General features: G+C 39.1%; 14 protein-coding genes. 5 read left to right on the top strand and 9 right to left on the bottom strand.

The window, feature by feature from the left end; genetic code table 11:
• Nucleotides 1–278: 278 nt before the first annotated feature.
• Complete coding sequence (gene dusB, locus Q0064_RS08405; RefSeq protein ID WP_298147102.1) at nucleotides 279–1,271, bottom strand: tRNA dihydrouridine synthase DusB; 993 nt, start codon at nucleotides 1,269–1,271, stop codon at nucleotides 279–281.
• A 278-nt stretch (nucleotides 1,272–1,549) separates the two neighbouring features.
• On the opposite strand from dusB, the gene Q0064_RS08400 reads away from it, so the two are divergent.
• The 4 genes from Q0064_RS08400 to lepA all read left to right on the top strand — a co-directional run bounded on the left by Q0064_RS08400 (nucleotide 1,550) and on the right by lepA (nucleotide 5,230).
• Nucleotides 1,550–1,786 (top strand): type II toxin-antitoxin system Y4mF family antitoxin, encoded by a 237-nt coding sequence (locus Q0064_RS08400; protein WP_298147099.1) that lies wholly within the window; start codon nucleotides 1,550–1,552, stop codon nucleotides 1,784–1,786.
• A complete protein-coding gene (locus tag Q0064_RS08395; protein ID WP_298147097.1) occupies nucleotides 1,779–2,105 on the top strand; it encodes a HipA N-terminal domain-containing protein in 327 nt (108 codons plus the stop codon). The genes Q0064_RS08400 and Q0064_RS08395 overlap by 8 nt, the downstream gene beginning before the upstream one ends.
• Nucleotides 2,092–3,117, top strand: coding sequence for a HipA domain-containing protein (locus Q0064_RS08390; RefSeq protein WP_298147095.1), 1,026 nt, complete (start codon nucleotides 2,092–2,094; stop codon nucleotides 3,115–3,117). Before Q0064_RS08395 ends, Q0064_RS08390 begins: the two co-directional genes overlap by 14 nt.
• A gap of 316 nt (nucleotides 3,118–3,433) precedes the next feature.
• Nucleotides 3,434–5,230, top strand: coding sequence for a translation elongation factor 4 (gene lepA / locus Q0064_RS08385; RefSeq protein WP_094486512.1), 1,797 nt, complete (start codon nucleotides 3,434–3,436; stop codon nucleotides 5,228–5,230).
• Nucleotides 5,231–5,416: 186 nt separating this feature from the next.
• Here the strand turns inward: lepA and Q0064_RS08380 are convergent, their stop codons facing one another.
• Genes Q0064_RS08380 through Q0064_RS08370 form a run of 3 tightly spaced genes read right to left on the bottom strand, consistent with a single transcriptional unit; the run spans nucleotide 5,417 to nucleotide 9,115 of the window.
• Nucleotides 5,417–8,062, bottom strand: coding sequence for a hypothetical protein (locus Q0064_RS08380; RefSeq protein ID WP_298147092.1), 2,646 nt, complete (start codon nucleotides 8,060–8,062; stop codon nucleotides 5,417–5,419).
• Nucleotides 8,063–8,782, bottom strand: coding sequence for a GLPGLI family protein (locus Q0064_RS08375; RefSeq protein WP_298147089.1), 720 nt, complete (start codon nucleotides 8,780–8,782; stop codon nucleotides 8,063–8,065).
• Between the two features lie 51 nt (nucleotides 8,783–8,833).
• The gene (locus Q0064_RS08370; RefSeq protein ID WP_298147086.1) at nucleotides 8,834–9,115 is read right to left on the bottom strand and encodes a hypothetical protein; all 282 of its coding nucleotides are present in this window, start codon (nucleotides 9,113–9,115) and stop codon (nucleotides 8,834–8,836) included.
• Nucleotides 9,116–9,914: 799 nt separating this feature from the next.
• Between Q0064_RS08370 and thiL the strand changes: the two genes are divergently transcribed.
• Complete coding sequence (thiL, locus tag Q0064_RS08365) at nucleotides 9,915–10,955, top strand: thiamine-phosphate kinase (RefSeq protein WP_298147083.1); 1,041 nt, start codon at nucleotides 9,915–9,917, stop codon at nucleotides 10,953–10,955.
• Here the strand turns inward: thiL and Q0064_RS08360 are convergent.
• The 5 genes from Q0064_RS08360 to Q0064_RS08340 form a co-directional block, all read right to left on the bottom strand.
• Nucleotides 10,942–11,412 (bottom strand): response regulator, encoded by a 471-nt coding sequence (locus Q0064_RS08360; RefSeq protein WP_298147080.1) that lies wholly within the window; start codon nucleotides 11,410–11,412, stop codon nucleotides 10,942–10,944. The two genes, thiL and Q0064_RS08360, sit on opposite strands and share 14 nt — an antisense overlap.
• A 13-nt stretch (nucleotides 11,413–11,425) precedes the next feature.
• Entirely contained in the window at nucleotides 11,426–13,453 is a 2,028-nt protein-coding gene (locus tag Q0064_RS08355; protein WP_298147077.1) for a tetratricopeptide repeat-containing sensor histidine kinase, read from the bottom strand.
• A 44-nt stretch (nucleotides 13,454–13,497) separates the two neighbouring features.
• Nucleotides 13,498–13,671, bottom strand: coding sequence for a hypothetical protein (locus Q0064_RS08350; RefSeq protein ID WP_298147074.1), 174 nt, complete (start codon nucleotides 13,669–13,671; stop codon nucleotides 13,498–13,500).
• Nucleotides 13,672–13,878: 207 nt separating this feature from the next.
• Nucleotides 13,879–14,595 carry a LytTR family DNA-binding domain-containing protein gene (locus tag Q0064_RS08345; RefSeq protein ID WP_298147071.1) on the bottom strand — a complete coding sequence of 239 codons (717 nt, stop codon included), beginning with the start codon at nucleotides 14,593–14,595 and terminating at the stop codon, nucleotides 13,879–13,881.
• The gene (locus tag Q0064_RS08340) at nucleotides 14,595–15,320 is read right to left on the bottom strand and encodes a metallophosphoesterase (RefSeq protein WP_298147069.1); all 726 of its coding nucleotides are present in this window, start codon (nucleotides 15,318–15,320) and stop codon (nucleotides 14,595–14,597) included. Before Q0064_RS08340 ends, Q0064_RS08345 begins: the two co-directional genes overlap by 1 nt.
• Between the last annotated feature and the right edge of the window lie 66 nt (nucleotides 15,321–15,386).

Below are 15,386 nucleotides of genomic sequence, written 5' to 3'. Positions count from 1 at the left end.
GGTTTAAAAATTAAAGTCAGAAAATATTTAAATGGTTGATTACAAGGCGCACTTTATTTGGGATACTGTAGTATCGCAAATAAATGCAACGAAGTAAGCGACCGTTTAAATGTTTAGCGGCCTCGATTTACACAGATTTTGTGTTAGTCTAAATCTCAATGTATTGTTAAACCGCGATCTGACAAAGATTTTTAATCGAGTTCAGGTTTTAGGCTTTTTAAAGCGTTTTGGTTTTCGTTGCAGTCGTTATTGCGGGCAAAGTGCACCAATACGTGTGTTTAGAACGTATCGACAACAGCAAATTTATCGCGGATTTCCAAAAACAAATCAGCTAAACCAACAGCATCGTCGGTGGTAACTAAACGTTGGCGGTATTCTTTAAATCCGTGGATACCTTTAAAATAATTGGTATAGTGGCGTCGCGTTTCAACAATTCCCAAACGTTCGCCTTTCCATTCCATGGCCCATTTCAGATGGTTTTCAGCAGCTTCGACACGATCCGAAAAGCTAGGCTCTGCACGGCGTTCGCCGGTTTTCATGTAATGCTTGATTTCGTTGAAAATCCACGGATAGCCAATCGCCGCACGGCCAATCATAACGCCATCAACGCCGTAGCGGTTTTTGTATTCCACGGCTTTTTCAGGCGAATCAATATCTCCATTTCCAAAAATCGGAATCGTAATTCTCGGATTGTTTTTTACGCGTGCAATATGCGACCAGTCGGCTTCACCCTTGTACATCTGTGCTCGTGTTCGGGCATGAATCGACAGTGCTTGAATGCCCACGTCTTGCAAACGCTCGGCAACTTCATCAATGTTAATGCTGTTTTCATCCCAACCCAAACGCGTTTTCACCGTTACGGGCAAATGCGTTCCTTTGATAACGGCTTTGGTTAAACGTACCATTAAATCAACGTCCTTTAGAACGCCCGCTCCGGCACCTTTACAAACAACCTTCTTCACCGGACAACCAAAATTAATATCGATTAAATCCGGATTTACCGCGCTAACAATCTCCGACGACATGCCCATAGCTTCTTCATCGCCGCCAAAAATCTGGATTCCAACCGGACGCTCGTAATCAAAAATATCGAGTTTCTGCCGACTCTTAATTGCATTTCGAATTAGTCCTTCGCTGGAAATAAATTCCGAATACATCAAATCGGCACCGTGCGCTTTGCAAAGTCTGCGAAACGGCGGATCACTGACATCCTCCATCGGAGCAAGCAAAAGCGGAAAGTCGGGAAGTTGGATATTTCCAATCGTAACCATTGCGGGTATTTTTGGCAAAGTTACTAAACAAAGCCGAGTTGGTACTAACTTGGTGGAGCAGGAACTGTATGGTCAGATTTGTTTGCGCAAATTTCGAATCGACGCAATTACCTTTTAGGTTTAGATCGAATTTTTATACCATAAATAGCATAAAAGTAAGTTGAGAATCTATATTTATACTATAAAAGGTATAAAAAATATAATTGGTATAAAAATTATACCTTTTATGCTATTTTTAAACGATAAAATGATATTTTTGTAGTTGAAAAGGTATAAAAATGAAAGAAAATCTGACGCCTTTGAGTAAGCACATCAAATTAAAGCGAAAGCAAAACAGGTTGACGCAGCCCGAACTTGCGTTAAAAGCGGGAGTAGGCCTGCGTTTTGTGCGCGGTTTAGAACAAGGAAAAACAACCTTACGAATGGATAAAGTGAACGACGTGTTGCGATTGTTCGGCGAAACTTTGGGTCCGGTTGCACTTGATCGAGATTTATTGTTGAAACAAGATGAATAGAAAGGCAAACATCTTCGTAAAAGGACATTATTGTGGCTACTTGCTTGAAAACGAGCGCGGCTACACCTTTACTTACGATGCTTCTTACTTGACAAATCCGGCAGCGACGCCAGTAAGCGTGACTTTACCCTTGCAAAAAGAACCATACAACAGCAAAACCTTATTCGCATTTTTTGACGGATTGATACCCGAAGGTTGGTTGCTTGATTTGGCAGAAAGAAACTGGAAAATAAATTACCGCGATCGGATGGGATTGCTTTTAGCCTGTTGTAAAGACAGCATTGGCGCAGTTAGCGTTTTAGAACATGAAGAACTATAAAAAGAAATATTTAGAGCGAAATTTGGCAGCAGTAAATCTGGTGCAAGAACCGCCTGCTTTTTATGGAACGCGCTGTTTGCATTGTTACGAACCGCTAAACGAAGGCAACGCAACAGTACATCAAGCGTGCAATAAACGCTTTTACGGACAGTTAAAAACACCCGAATTGCACTATGGTTTAGCAGATTTACAAGAACTTGCCACACAAGTAATCCAAAGTCAGATGGCTGTTACAGGAGTTCAAGCCAAAGTATCGTTGAGTTTGTATCGAAAAGCCTCGAAAAATCTGACTAAAAAGTTAACAATCGTTGGTTTGTACGGTGATTATATACTTAAACCACCGTCGGAGTTTTACCCGCAACTGCCCGAGTTGGAAAGCGTAAGTATGCACATGGCGCAGGTTTGTGGTTTGCTAGTGGTTCCGCACAGCTTGTTGTATTTGCAAGACGGCACGTTGTGTTACATCACGAAACGCGTTGATCGAACCCGAAACGAAAAGTTGCATATGGAAGACATGTGCCAGCTTAGCGAACGGCTTACCGAGGACAAGTACAAAGGGAGCCATGAACAAGTTGCAAAGTTGATCTTGAAGTATTCGAGTTCGCCGTTGTTGGATGTAGGTAATTTCTTTGAGCTGGTTTTGTTTAGTTTTTTTACCGGAAACGCCGATATGCATTTAAAGAATTTTTCGCTGCTCGAGAAGTGTGGGCAGGGTTTAGTACTTGCTCCGGCCTACGATTTAGTTCCAACGGCTTTGGTGAATCCGGGTGATACCGAAGAATTGGCACTGACCTTAAACGCGAAAAAGCGAAAAATTGGTTATAAAGATTTTAGTGCCGCGTTTGAGAATTGCGGATTGAGTAAACGATACTTAGACAATACCTTAGACTTGTTTGTGTACGCAAAACCCGAAATGCTCGACGTCTTGAAAAAGAGTTTTGTGTCGGTCGAATACCAGCAACGTTATCGGGCGTTGATCGATAGTAGATACAAGCAATTGGGTTTGGTTTAAAAAAAGATTTGCAAACGGTGAAAAAACCCAAAAAATTTGCCGAAATATCACAATAAGTTGTGAATAGTTCAAGCATAAAGCCCGTAATTAATGAATATATTTGCACGATTTTCGGTAACGATTTTCGGTAACGATTTTCGGTAACGATTTTTCGCGTTAAGGATTACCTTGCGGTCAATTCGGCTGTAGCCTCGGGTGAAGCGGCAGCCCCCGATGAAAGAGGGGCTACAGCGGAAAGCCTGACGGCGCGGACGCACAAACATCTTCCGACGCATTATTTTCGCGCCGGAACGCCCAAAAAAGAAAGAAAAAGCAAATGAAGAACATCAGAAATTTTTGCATTATCGCGCATATCGATCACGGTAAAAGTACTTTAGCCGACCGGCTGCTTAGTGCTACGCAAACAGTTTCGGCACGAGAGGAGAAAGCGCAGTTGTTAGACAATATGGATTTGGAGCGCGAGCGTGGGATTACCATTAAGAGTCACGCGATTCAAATGGAATATACCTACAAGGGCGAGAAATACATCTTGAATTTAATTGATACACCGGGACACGTAGATTTTTCCTACGAAGTATCTCGTTCGATTGCCGCTTGCGAAGGTGCTTTACTTATTGTAGATGCTGCGCAAAGCATTCAGGCACAAACGATTTCGAACCTGTATCTCGCTTTGGAAAACGACTTAGAAATTATTCCGGTTTTGAACAAAATTGATTTACCGAGTGCGAATCCCGAAGAAGTTAGCGATGATATTGTTGACTTGCTAGGTTGTAAGCACGACGAAATTATTCCTGCCTCCGGAAAAACTGGTTTGGGCGTAGAACAAATTTTAGCAGCCATCATCGAGCGCATTCCGCCGCCGAAAGGAGCTGAAGATGAGCCGTTACAGGCATTGATTTTCGATTCGCACTACAATCCGTTTCGCGGTATTGAAGTTATTTTCCGCGTGAATAACGGCGTTATCAAGAAAGGCCAGAAAATTAAATTCATGGCCACGGGCAAGGAATATTTTGCCGATGAGGTTGGAACGCTTAAACTCAACCAAGTTCCGAAACAGCAAATTGGCGCCGGCGATGTGGGCTATTTGATTTCGGGAATTAAGGAAGCGAAAGAAGTAAAAGTAGGTGATACAATTACCGATGCTTTGAACCCAACTCAGGAAATGATTACTGGTTTTGAAGACGTAAAGCCGATGGTTTTTGCAGGAATTTATCCGGTTGAAACCGAAGATTACGAAGATTTGCGCGCCAGCATGGAGAAGTTGCAATTAAACGACGCATCGTTGGTGTTTCAGGCCGAAAGTTCGGCGGCACTTGGCTTTGGATTCCGTTGCGGATTTTTGGGCATGTTGCACATGGAAATCATCCAAGAACGTTTGGAGCGCGAGTTTAACCAAACGGTAATTACCACAGTACCTAACGTAAGTTACTATGCTTACACGAAGAAAGACCCGGATGCTGCGTTTATTGTAAATAATCCGAGTGATTTGCCCGAGCCGTCGCGCTTGGATCGCGTTGAAGAACCGTACATTAAAGCAACGGTGATTACCAAAAGCGATTTCGTGGGCCAGGTAATGAGTTTGTGTATTGAAAAACGCGGACAAATTACCAACCAAACCTATTTGACTCCGGAGCGTGTTGAATTAAATTTCGATATGCCCTTGGCGGAGATTGTTTTCGATTTTTACGATCGTTTAAAGACCGTTTCAAAAGGATACGCTTCGTTTGATTACCATCCGATTGGTATGCGACAGTCGCGTTTAGTGCGATTAGACGTATTGCTAAACGGACAAAATGTCGATGCACTTTCGGCCTTGATTCACGAAGATAACGCGTATAACATCGGAAAAAAGATGTGCGAAAAGCTACGCGAATTGATACCACGCCAGCAGTTTGATATTCCGATTCAAGCGGCTATCGGGGCGAAGATTATTGCACGCGAAACGATTAAAGCACTGAGAAAAGACGTAACGGCAAAATGTTACGGTGGAGATATTTCGCGTAAACGCAAACTTTTAGAGAAGCAAAAAGCAGGTAAAAAACGCATGAGACAAGTAGGTAATGTAGAGATTCCGCAGTCGGCGTTTATGGCAGTTTTGAAGTTGAATGATTAATAGTTTGGTTTACTGAGTAGTTTAAAGAAATTTCGGTGCATTATTCTATAATGATTCTTTGATGTTTGGATTTTTGAAACTTTGTTTCACAGCAATTTCAATCAAACGAAAACCGATTATTAGAATTGATATAAATTAAAGCGAGTGCCAGGCAGAAACGTCTGGCATTTTTTATTCGAAGGCGCTTTACTTGATTTCAAAACGCACAAAAAACAACACAATTCGTCCGATAGTATTTGTTTGAAAGGTCATCGATCCAGTATTATCGATTGTTCGCATTGATATAGACTTGACGTTTAGGATGTTTCGTCCAGTTAAGCCGATATCGATTTTGTGTTTTTTAAATGAGTAATCTGTGGAGAAATCCAAAAAAGAAAACGCATCTTTTATCGATAAATCGGGTCGCCAATAGTTGTTTTCGATTCTAAAAAACAACTTTTTTTGGAAATTATAATGGAGTTTAACAGAGTAGTTAAGTCCGATTTGACTTTGTTCCATTCCTGAAAAATCGAACGAGCTTTTAGAAAATTCAGCTTGCGTTTCTAATCGAATGTTTCGTTTTTTGTTTGCGAATTTTAGTCCGATACTGCTAGAGTAAAAAGTTCCTTCGTTGGGTAGTACTTCGGTAGAATTTATAGCGATGTAATTTTTAGATTTAGAAGCAGAAAATGTTGTTTTTAATGAGGATTTTAGCCAGGGAATGTAGGTATCTAAATCGTTTGTAAAGCTTGAAACGGTGCTGCCAAGGCGCTGCTGTATATTTCGAATTAGTTGGTACGAATTGGTAAAATCGAAATAAGGAATAAAGTTATAATTGGACTGTGTGTGTGATAATTGCGCAGTTAAATACGTTGCCGTGTAAAAATTGTGGTAGTTATAGCTCAGATTAGCATTGTAATTTCGTGGAATTTCGGCTGCGAGATTAAATGTTGTAAGGTTTCTAAAGCCTTGTAAACGAGTTAATGAAATGGCGTGATTTAATGGAATAATGGGTCGGTTAATTTGACCCATGGCAATAATTTTTGATTTAGAGTTTAATAGCGTGTTAAGTTGTATAAAAGGCTCTACTAGAAAATCCGATCGTTTAAAAGCGGGCGTTGTAGTTTCAGAAATCGCCCTGGTAAAGATTGAAACTTTTGTACCTGCGTTTACAGAGAACGTCTTTGAAGATACTTTAAAATTCGGAGAAGCGCTACCAATGGTATACGTGTAAGTTCCGTTTCCAGCGACGAACAGAGGATTTTGTATTTGAGAAGTTTCAAACGACGTGTCGAAGTTTTGTTGTGAAAATTGAAGATCTACAGGAACTTTAACTAGCAATTGGTTCTTTTTGTAAAGTAGCTCTGATTTGAAGCCCGCATTAAAAAGTTTGGTATTGGTGTTTTGTTCATTTAAGATAAAGTTAGAAAAATTAGCAGATTCAGAGGGGTTCGTTATTGAAGTATTTTCTTTGGTGCTGCCAATTGAAACGTATGTTTTCGAGTCTAAAATCATACCTTCACCTAAAAGCAGTGACAGTTGTGTTATGTTAGAAGCCCCAAAGTTAGTTGGACTGTTCTCTAGATTTTGTTTGATTCCATTGTTATCACCACCAATTAAAAGCTGGTTTTTTGCCGCGTTAAAGAGCGTGTTTGATTCGAAGTAAACGTTTTTTGTACTTCGACCAACCCAATTTATTTGTCCGTTGTAGGCCTTAATTGTAGCGTTATTTTGGGTTGAAGTTGAAATAGATATTGGATTTTCGCCTGTGAGTATTAACGATGTTTCATTTTGTAAGGAAGCGGTTTTATGAATTTGCGATAATTGCACCCGAAGTTTATGGTTTCGTATTTTACTGACAAAGCTGGCACTATTTGCAATTAGTGCTTCATCGATAACGTATTTTGAGTCGCTTAGTGGCGCACTTAACGTGCTTGCTATCCTCAAGTTAGGAATTACTTGCACATTTGTATTAGCCAGATTAGACATTTGATTGTCTAATGCATCGGTATTAATCGCATTTTCATTTACATTGTTCCAAGCGTGCACGGTAAATAATTTAATATTTGCGTTGGTTACAAAGTTTGTTGCTTTGAGTTTGAATCGATTTTTTATACCGCCACCAATGTCAATTGTTCCAAAATAATCAGCGCCGTTTTTTTGCAGATTTACGTTTAAAACGGTTTCTGTTCCTTTATCAAAGCTGCTTAGGACGCTGTTTTGTGTATAATTTTCGATCGCTTCAATTTGGGCAATCAATTCACTTGATATATTTTTTGAACCGGTTTGATACGCGTGATCAAAAAGATTTTGCCCGTCAATTAAAATGGTGCTTATCGCTTTCCCTTTAAAAGTAATTGCGCCATTATCGCTTATTTTCACGCCTGGAAGTTTTACCAAAACATCTTCCAATACCTTTTCTGAGCCATCGATTATATTGGCAATTTTGAACTTAGTGGTATCACCTTTTATTTTTACTGGTGATTGTTTGGTTTGAATTTTAACCTCTTCTAAAATTTCGGGTTGTTCTTCATTATTTGAAGCTGTTAGTTCGAGTTGGTAAGTTTTGCTTTTATCGTAGTAAAAACGGTGTAAAAATTCTAAACCGGAACGGCGAACGAGCCATAGCGAAATAGTATCGTTTTTAGGGAATGCAAAAAATTTAAAATTGCCTAAACTATCGGTTTTTGTTTTTAACTGAAATGTTTCATTTGATTTTAATTTGGCGACAATAAAGGTTTCTTTTAAACTAACTCCTAAATAATTTACTAAATTTCCTTTAACTTGTTGAGCAAATAGTAATTTACTATTGCAAATAAAAATCAATAAAATAAAGTAGTTAAGTACCCTCATTTAATTATAGCATTCTATGTAGTGTGAAAGGATTTTAAAGCCATCGTCACCTTCATTTGCGGCATTTTGCTCTACAGTTTCCACAAAAGCTTTGAATTTTTTTATTGCTTCTTGGTATGAAATGATTTCTTTCTTCTCAATAAGAGGATCTTTAGGAATGGTAACTCCCATTGTGATCGATACCGCCTCAATGTTCACTGCTTTGTCTTCCGAGACCACTTTTAAAATGATGCCTGGAAGTCCCATAAACTTGAAGGGACCATCGTTTATTGGTAAATCGGGAAGATAGTAAGCAATAAATGTTCGGCCTCTAAAAGTACACTTTGCGCTTAAGCATTTGTATCCCAAAATGTCTAGAGTTTCGTCCTGAAGTTTCCAGTTAAAATCAATGCTTTTGTCGTCGATAATAGCACCTTTGAAATGACGAGCATTATATCGAATTGATTTTGATTTTAAATCCTTAACGTACGGCTTGGGGAAATTGTTTGCTTTCGATTCAAAAACATCTCCATCTGGCAAGGAAACAATAGTATCCTTTATGTGTTCTATATAGATACTATTCTCACCATTTGTGAATAACTCTCCTCTGATGTATTCAGTTCCGCCTTTTGGATTGCCTGCATCGTTTAGGTTAGAGTTGTAGGTAATTTGGTACGATTCGGTTTGACCAAACAGGATACTACAGTAAGCCAGAAAAACAAAAACAAAGTAATTTTTCATAATTTAAAAGAAAATAGGCCAGACTATGATGACCAGTCTGGCCAAGATTTATTAAAGTGGTGCTAAACTTACCATTCTTCTCGCGGCGTTCAACGCGTTGGCGCAAGCTTGACCCATATCAATGTTGAAATCACCTGTTGAAGTAACACATCTTGTGGCAATTGTGGTATTAGAATTTCCTTCTCCGTCGATTACCGTTACTCGTCGCGTACAACAAACGGTATTAGATGGGGCGTTTTCGTTGGTAGATTTTGAACTTGAAACAGGCTGGCCATCGGCAAAGCTCATTGTTGCCATCAAGCCAAATAAAGCTGTGAAAATCAATCTTTTCATAAATTAAAAATTTAAATTAATAAATAAGTTAAGTGTGATACCGTACACAAATGAAAAAAAAACAATTCCTTAAAACTTTATTTAAAAATTTAACTTTCTTTTTATAAGTAATTTTTTACAACAAAAAAACTCGCTCATACTATAAAATTTTGCTTCCTAAATATTGAACTACAGTGTTATTAAAATGCAAGTATAATGGGCTAACGTATCTAACTTACTTTTTAGTATCTCAAACTTTATTTTTCATAAAAAATCTTTCTAAATTCCAACCGTTTTTTTGGTCATTCTTGTTTGTTTACTCACATAAATGTTGGTGGTTTTAAAATGTTCGCTAGCACACATCAAACTTGCGTTGTAGTGATAAAACGTTTTCATTAAAAAACCGCCTTAATGTTGAGGCGGTTTTTTAGTTGATAGATGAACACTATTAATGATTGTTGTAGGATGCAGATTTGAAAACAGCTGCTTGTTTCATGATTTTTAACCCCGACCTGTTCCAGCTACCAATGCTCGTTTGCACTTTTTTCTGTGCACATTTTTGCACAAGGGGTTGCAGCGGAAAGCCGTGCCGAGCCAAAAGCTGTGCAGCCTGCTGCGGAGCGGCGACCAACGGAAGCCGTGCCGCAGTTTGGCGAAACGGTTTTGGAACGGTGCGCCTTGCAGCGAAAAACCCGACCAGCCGCGTTATTGTATTTCCACGAAATTGTTGCGGCGGGATGTGCCCAAAAAACAGAAATCGGCACTTGCAAAAGGCGAATAGCGCTGTTGGTTTGTGTACCTTAGCTGAAAATTTTAGCGCATGTTAGAAGATAAGAATCAGCCGCGAACACCGTTGGCGCAGCTGGGCGAATTTGGATTGATAGCACGTATTTCGGAAGGATTTCCGTTAAAAAATGGCAGTTCGAAATTGGGTATTGGCGACGATGCCGCGGTGTTGCAACGTTCGGAAGAAAACACGCTGATAACGAAAGAGTTGTTGATTGAAGGCGTGCATTTTGACCTAAGTTTTATGCCGTTAAAACACTTGGGCTACAAAACGGTTGTGGTAGGAATATCGGATTTATGCGCCATGAACGTAAAGCCCGAACAAATTTTGATTTCTATAGCGGTAAGCAACCGCTTTACTTTAGAGGCCATTGATGAGTTTTACAGAGGAGTTCAGTTGGCTTGTGCGCGTTTTGGCGTTGATTTAGTGGGCGGCGATACTTCGAGCTCGGTTACGGGTTTAATTATTTCGGTAACGGCTGTGGCGCAGGCAAAAGAGTCGGAAGTAGTTTTGCGAAGTACAGCAAAAGAAACGGATTTACTGGTAGTTACAGGCGATATTGGTGCGGCGTATATGGGCTTGCAAGTTTTGGAACGCGAAAAGCAAGTTTTTTTAGCTAACCCAAACAACCAGCCCGATTTAACACCGTACACGTATTTAATTGAGCGACAGTTAAAACCGGAAGCGCGCACCGATATTAAAACTTTGTTGGAGCAGTTAGAGGTAAAGCCTACGGCTATGATTGATATTTCCGACGGTTTGGTTTCGGAAGCCTTACATTTGTGTAGGGCGGCCGATTTAGGTTGTCGAATTTATGAGGAGAAATTGCCTTTAGATCCGCAGCTGATTTCGTGCTGCGAGGAGTTTAATATAGATTCCACCACTGTTGCTTTAAACGGAGGTGAGGATTACGAATTGTTGTTTACGATTTCGCTGACCGACTTTGATAAGATAAAGGGCAACCCGAATTTGACGGTAATTGGTCATACAACGCCGGCGGGTTCAGGCAAGCAGTTAATGACACGTGCTGGAACTACGGTAGCGTTGACTGCGCGCGGATTTACGGGTTCGTAGTATCGTTATCTTGAATAATTTTCATGACGCTCTCGCTGTAGTAGTTGTTGTTTTGCAGAATTTGTTCGAAAGCGTTGAGCAATTCTTCGAAGGTGAGGTCGTTTTTAATGATGAGACCGGCGGGATTTACTTGATCGATTACTTCTTGAAAGCGCACTTTTTCGGTGTGCATGGTTAGCAAAACGACTTTGCAGGCAGGCATTTTTTCTTTGAGGATATTGGCGAGGTCGAGTCCGGAATAGACGTGATGTTCGGGGCTTGGAGGTATGCTGATATCGAGAAAAGCAACGTCGAAATTGCTGTTGTTTTTGATGGCGAGGTAGGCTTCTCGGGCGTCGGCGGCTTCGGTGTGGGCCACGGAATATTCGTCGGGGCGAAAACGATCGACGGTATTTTTATACGCACTGAGTATAAAAGGGTGATCGTCAACCATAAAAAGACGAATATGTTTTTTCATTTGTAGGTTTGTTTTAGGCGTATGAAGTTAAGGGAAATTTAAATAAAAAGGTAGTCCCTTTGTTTTTTTCTGAATAAATTTCCATTGAAGCTTTACTTTGTTTTACGCGAAGGTCGATGTTTTTGAGTCCGATACCTTTCTTTTCTTTGTTGGCGTTAAACCCGATTCCGTTATCAATTACTTGTAGGTGCAGTTGGTTTTCGATTTGAGTGATATTGAAGTGAGCTTCTGTTGCTTGTGCGTGTTTGTTGATGTTTTGTAAGCATTCTTGGACGATTCGGTACAGGTTGATTTTAGTCAGGTTATCGATTTCTTGCCATTTGATGTTATCGGAAATATCGAGCGTAATGCTGGCGCTTGCGATATGTTTTTGTTTTTCGAAGTAATCGTTTAGTACGAGAACGAAGTTATTGACGACGGCCGCTTTTTCTTGGCTTAGGTCGTGCGAGATTTCGCGGATTTCTTGTTCGATTTTCTTGAGTTCTTCAATGAATTGTACGCGTTCTTCGGCTGCTTTTTCGGTATTTTTTTCGTTGAGTAGTCCGAGATTGAGTCGGGTTCCGAAGAGTTTTCCGAGTACGCCGTCGTGGAGTTCCCGGGCGATATTTCGTTTTTCAGTTTGTCGAACGGCTTCCATTTTGCTTTGTTGGGAGAGCATGAGTTCGTAGATTTCTTCGTTGGCTTTTTGTTGTTGTTGAATGAGAATAAGTTCTCGGTTTTTAGCCATTTGTATCCGAATGATGAACACGAAAGCCCCGATGGTTAGGAGTGCCAGAGTAATGTAAATAATGGATTTTCGTTGTTCGATCAGGCTGTTTTTTTCTACGATAAGTTCATCGGTTTCGTATTCGATACGGGCAAGTTTGTTTCGAATTCGGCGTTCGGCAACCTGAAGGGAGTCGCTTATTCTAATATATTCTTCTGCGTATTTTGATGCGTTGGCGCGATCGACTTTGATGAGTTGTTTGAGGGCGAGGGTTTGATCTTTCTTACTGGCAATTTCTCTAGATTTATTGTATGCTAGTTTTGCGCTTCCTTTAGCTGAGAGCGAATCATTTAACTGCTGTTGATACTCTGATAATCTAAGTAAGGTTGTTATTGCTCCTTCGCTGTCTTTTATACTGTCTTTAGCTCTTATAAGGTATCTTGCCGTTTTGTCATAATTATGTTTTTTATTTAATTTAAATCTTGTATATTCTAAATTGTCGAAAATGGTAATATAAATATCAAATCTTTTATTTTTTAGTGAATCACTCTTAATAGCCATTTTAAATACATCGACAGCATTTTCGTATTCCTTTTCTTTTAATTTTATAAGTCCAATGTTGTTTGAAGCACTTGCGGATAAAAACTCTAGAGAAGGGTCAGAATAGTTTTTTCCAATTGCCATTAATTTTTGATAGTATTCTTCTGCTAGCTCATATTGCTGTAGATTTATCGACGTCAAGCCTAATAATTCATAAGTTTGAACCAACATATTTTCATTAGGATTTTTTTTAAAAAATTGTAGAACCTTATATAATTCTCGTTCACCTGAAGTATAATCATTCTGACTAATAAAGATTAAGGCTTTATTTATTTGTCCTTGCGATAAGTAGTCTTTTAGGTTAGCTTTTGACGCAACTTTTGTACCATAGTTAGTGTAATAGAATGCGCTATCGGCATTGTTGATTTCAGTGTGATAGTCAGCTAAATAATATGACGCCTTGCAAATACTTGAAGAATCCTTTATTTTAATACTGTTTCTTAGTATGCTTTTTGAAACCGAGTAGTAATTTTTAAATTCTTTAATATTATAGTATCTATTTGCAATTTTAAAAAGTAGAGCTGTTTTCAAAGAATCATTGGGCCATTCACTTATCTTTAACAGAACTCTATCTGCTATTTTAGATCGACTGAATTTATCAAGAGTTTCCAAGTTAGCAGAGTCAAGTAATATGTTGATTTGGTGAAGTGCTGTTTTTTTCGATTTTATGTTTTGTTCCTCACAACTCCACAATGACAATACTATAACAGCAAGCGATACGATAATTTTTTTCATAAAAAAAGCCACCCTTTAAGGTGGCTTAAATTAAGTATTATTTTTTAATCACGTTTCTTTGTTGTTACTACAGTTATTCCGTCTCCATTGCCAGTCTTTAAGTCAGCCAAAATCTGACCGTTATTTTTAGGCTCGCTTACATTTGCCTTTCCATTGTATGATACTAAACCTACTAATGCAACTACTGCTACTACTACTAAGATGGCTAACTTTTTCATAATGTCTTAAATTGGGGTTATTTTTGTAATTTTGTTTGCTTTATTATGTACCAAAAGTACATCTGCCTTAGAATTACAAAAACTTTTACAACCTTTAGGTTGTAAGTAGGGAAACAAATTTTCTAATCGACAGCTTTTGATTGGTCAATTTAAAATTTTAACATTTTCAGCCCGATTTTTAACGATTTTCGCCCTTTTTATTGCGTTTTACAAGGACAAAATGATCTCAACAAGTCTGTCGAGATTGTTTTTATAGGATTTTGATACGGGTAGTTGTAGTTTACTTCCTTTTAAATAGCAAATGTTGTTTGCTATATGAATTCGGGTGATGTACTGTGCGTTTACAATATAGCTATTATGAATGCGTACAAATTGAGGCGGTAAGGTTCTTTCGAAGTGCTTTAAAGTTTTAAAAGCAGCAATCTTCTCGCCGCTGGTCAGATATAAATCGGTCGAGTTGTTATCAGCTTTAGCGTATAGCAGGTCAGCTATTTTGATAAATCGGTAATCGCCATACGATTTCAGAAAGAGGGTATTCGAAGTAAATTCTACCTTTAACTGTAGTTTCGAAATGAATTTCAACAGCTCGGTAGTGTCTACGGGCTTTAATAGATAATCGACAACTCCCTCTTTAATTGCTTGATAGGCAAATTCTTGAGTTTCACTGAGCACAACAATTTTCGGAATCGGGATTTGGTTGCGTCGCAGTTCTGCTGTCAGAAACCACGCCGTCTGATTGCTATCCAAAGCGGCGGGCAAGCCCAAGAATATAATGTCTGGCTTATTTTCTAAAAGTGTAGGAATCGCTTTTTCTGCCTCAACAAAAGAGCCAAGAAATAGGAAGTCGCCCTGCTCATCAAGGATATCGTGTATCCGAATAGCAGTTTTAACATCACGCTCTATGATTACATAGCTTATCCGCATTAGGCAGTTCTTCCCGTTTCTAAGGGATAAAGGTCAGAAATTTTTGAACTTTGGTATATTTTTTTAGAGCTTATTTCAAGTGCACTCAGGTAGTTTCCAAAACCAGCTCCGGTGTCTATATTCCAAACATTGGCAAAGTTTGTTGGTTTGTTAGCGCCAATTTGCGTAACCGGAGTATGACCGATGTAAATTTCTTGATACAATTTTAGTCGTTTGGGATATCTGTTTGAGTCTACAGCTAAATTACTATCTACACTAAGAGCGAGCTCCCATAATGTACGATCCCATGAAAACGGTCGCGAATCTATTTCGTATTGTACTCCTTTTAAATTAGTAAAACCGGCGTGAACAAATAATTTATTGTTTTCCAGGTAATAGGGTTTTAGACGCTCCAAGAAATCGCGGTGTCTCAGTTTGGTGCTTGCATTTGTATTTTGATAAGCTTGTACTGTACTCAATCCGCCGTGTTGCAACCAGAGCGGATTCTCAGCGCCTTTATTGAGCCAGTTTAACAAGAGTTCGTCGTGGTTTCCTCTAAGAAAAATACAGGCTTGCTTGCGTTCAAGTTGAATCAAATAATCCAGTACAGCTGGCGAATCGCTATATCCATCAACGTAGTCTCCCAAAAAAATCAATGTATCTTGTTCCTTAAGATTTAGCTGTTGTAGCAGTTCTTCAAGCGCTCTTAACGCGCCATGAATATCGCCTATGACAAATGTTTGCAATGATTTTTGATGATTTTTGTAAAAATATGAAGATTTACGGAAAAACCGTAATCGAGAGAAAAAGGC

It is taken from the genome of Flavobacterium sp. (genome assembly GCF_027490375.1).
In the GTDB taxonomy this organism is placed as follows: Bacteria; Bacteroidota; Bacteroidia; order Flavobacteriales; family Flavobacteriaceae; genus Flavobacterium.
Note: the sequence above shows the minus strand (reverse complement) of the source record. Positions and strands in the feature narration are given on the sequence as shown.

What these genes read in the sequence shown, in the direction of transcription:
- dusB (WP_298147102.1), bottom strand. Translation starts at nt 1,271, where the DNA reads ATGGTTACGATTGGAAATATCCAACTTCCCGACTTTCCGCTTTTGCTT.
- Q0064_RS08400 (WP_298147099.1), top strand. Translation starts at nt 1,550, where the DNA reads ATGAAAGAAAATCTGACGCCTTTGAGTAAGCACATCAAATTAAAGCGA.
- Q0064_RS08395 (WP_298147097.1), top strand. Translation starts at nt 1,779, where the DNA reads ATGAATAGAAAGGCAAACATCTTCGTAAAAGGACATTATTGTGGCTAC.
- Q0064_RS08390 (WP_298147095.1), top strand. Translation starts at nt 2,092, where the DNA reads ATGAAGAACTATAAAAAGAAATATTTAGAGCGAAATTTGGCAGCAGTA.
- lepA (WP_094486512.1), top strand. Translation starts at nt 3,434, where the DNA reads ATGAAGAACATCAGAAATTTTTGCATTATCGCGCATATCGATCACGGT.
- Q0064_RS08380 (WP_298147092.1), bottom strand. Translation starts at nt 8,062, where the DNA reads ATGAGGGTACTTAACTACTTTATTTTATTGATTTTTATTTGCAATAGT.
- Q0064_RS08375 (WP_298147089.1), bottom strand. Translation starts at nt 8,782, where the DNA reads ATGAAAAATTACTTTGTTTTTGTTTTTCTGGCTTACTGTAGTATCCTG.
- Q0064_RS08370 (WP_298147086.1), bottom strand. Translation starts at nt 9,115, where the DNA reads ATGAAAAGATTGATTTTCACAGCTTTATTTGGCTTGATGGCAACAATG.
- thiL (WP_298147083.1), top strand. Translation starts at nt 9,915, where the DNA reads ATGTTAGAAGATAAGAATCAGCCGCGAACACCGTTGGCGCAGCTGGGC.
- Q0064_RS08360 (WP_298147080.1), bottom strand. Translation starts at nt 11,412, where the DNA reads ATGAAAAAACATATTCGTCTTTTTATGGTTGACGATCACCCTTTTATA.
- Q0064_RS08355 (WP_298147077.1), bottom strand. Translation starts at nt 13,453, where the DNA reads ATGAAAAAAATTATCGTATCGCTTGCTGTTATAGTATTGTCATTGTGG.
- Q0064_RS08350 (WP_298147074.1), bottom strand. Translation starts at nt 13,671, where the DNA reads ATGAAAAAGTTAGCCATCTTAGTAGTAGTAGCAGTAGTTGCATTAGTA.
- Q0064_RS08345 (WP_298147071.1), bottom strand. Translation starts at nt 14,595, where the DNA reads ATGCGGATAAGCTATGTAATCATAGAGCGTGATGTTAAAACTGCTATT.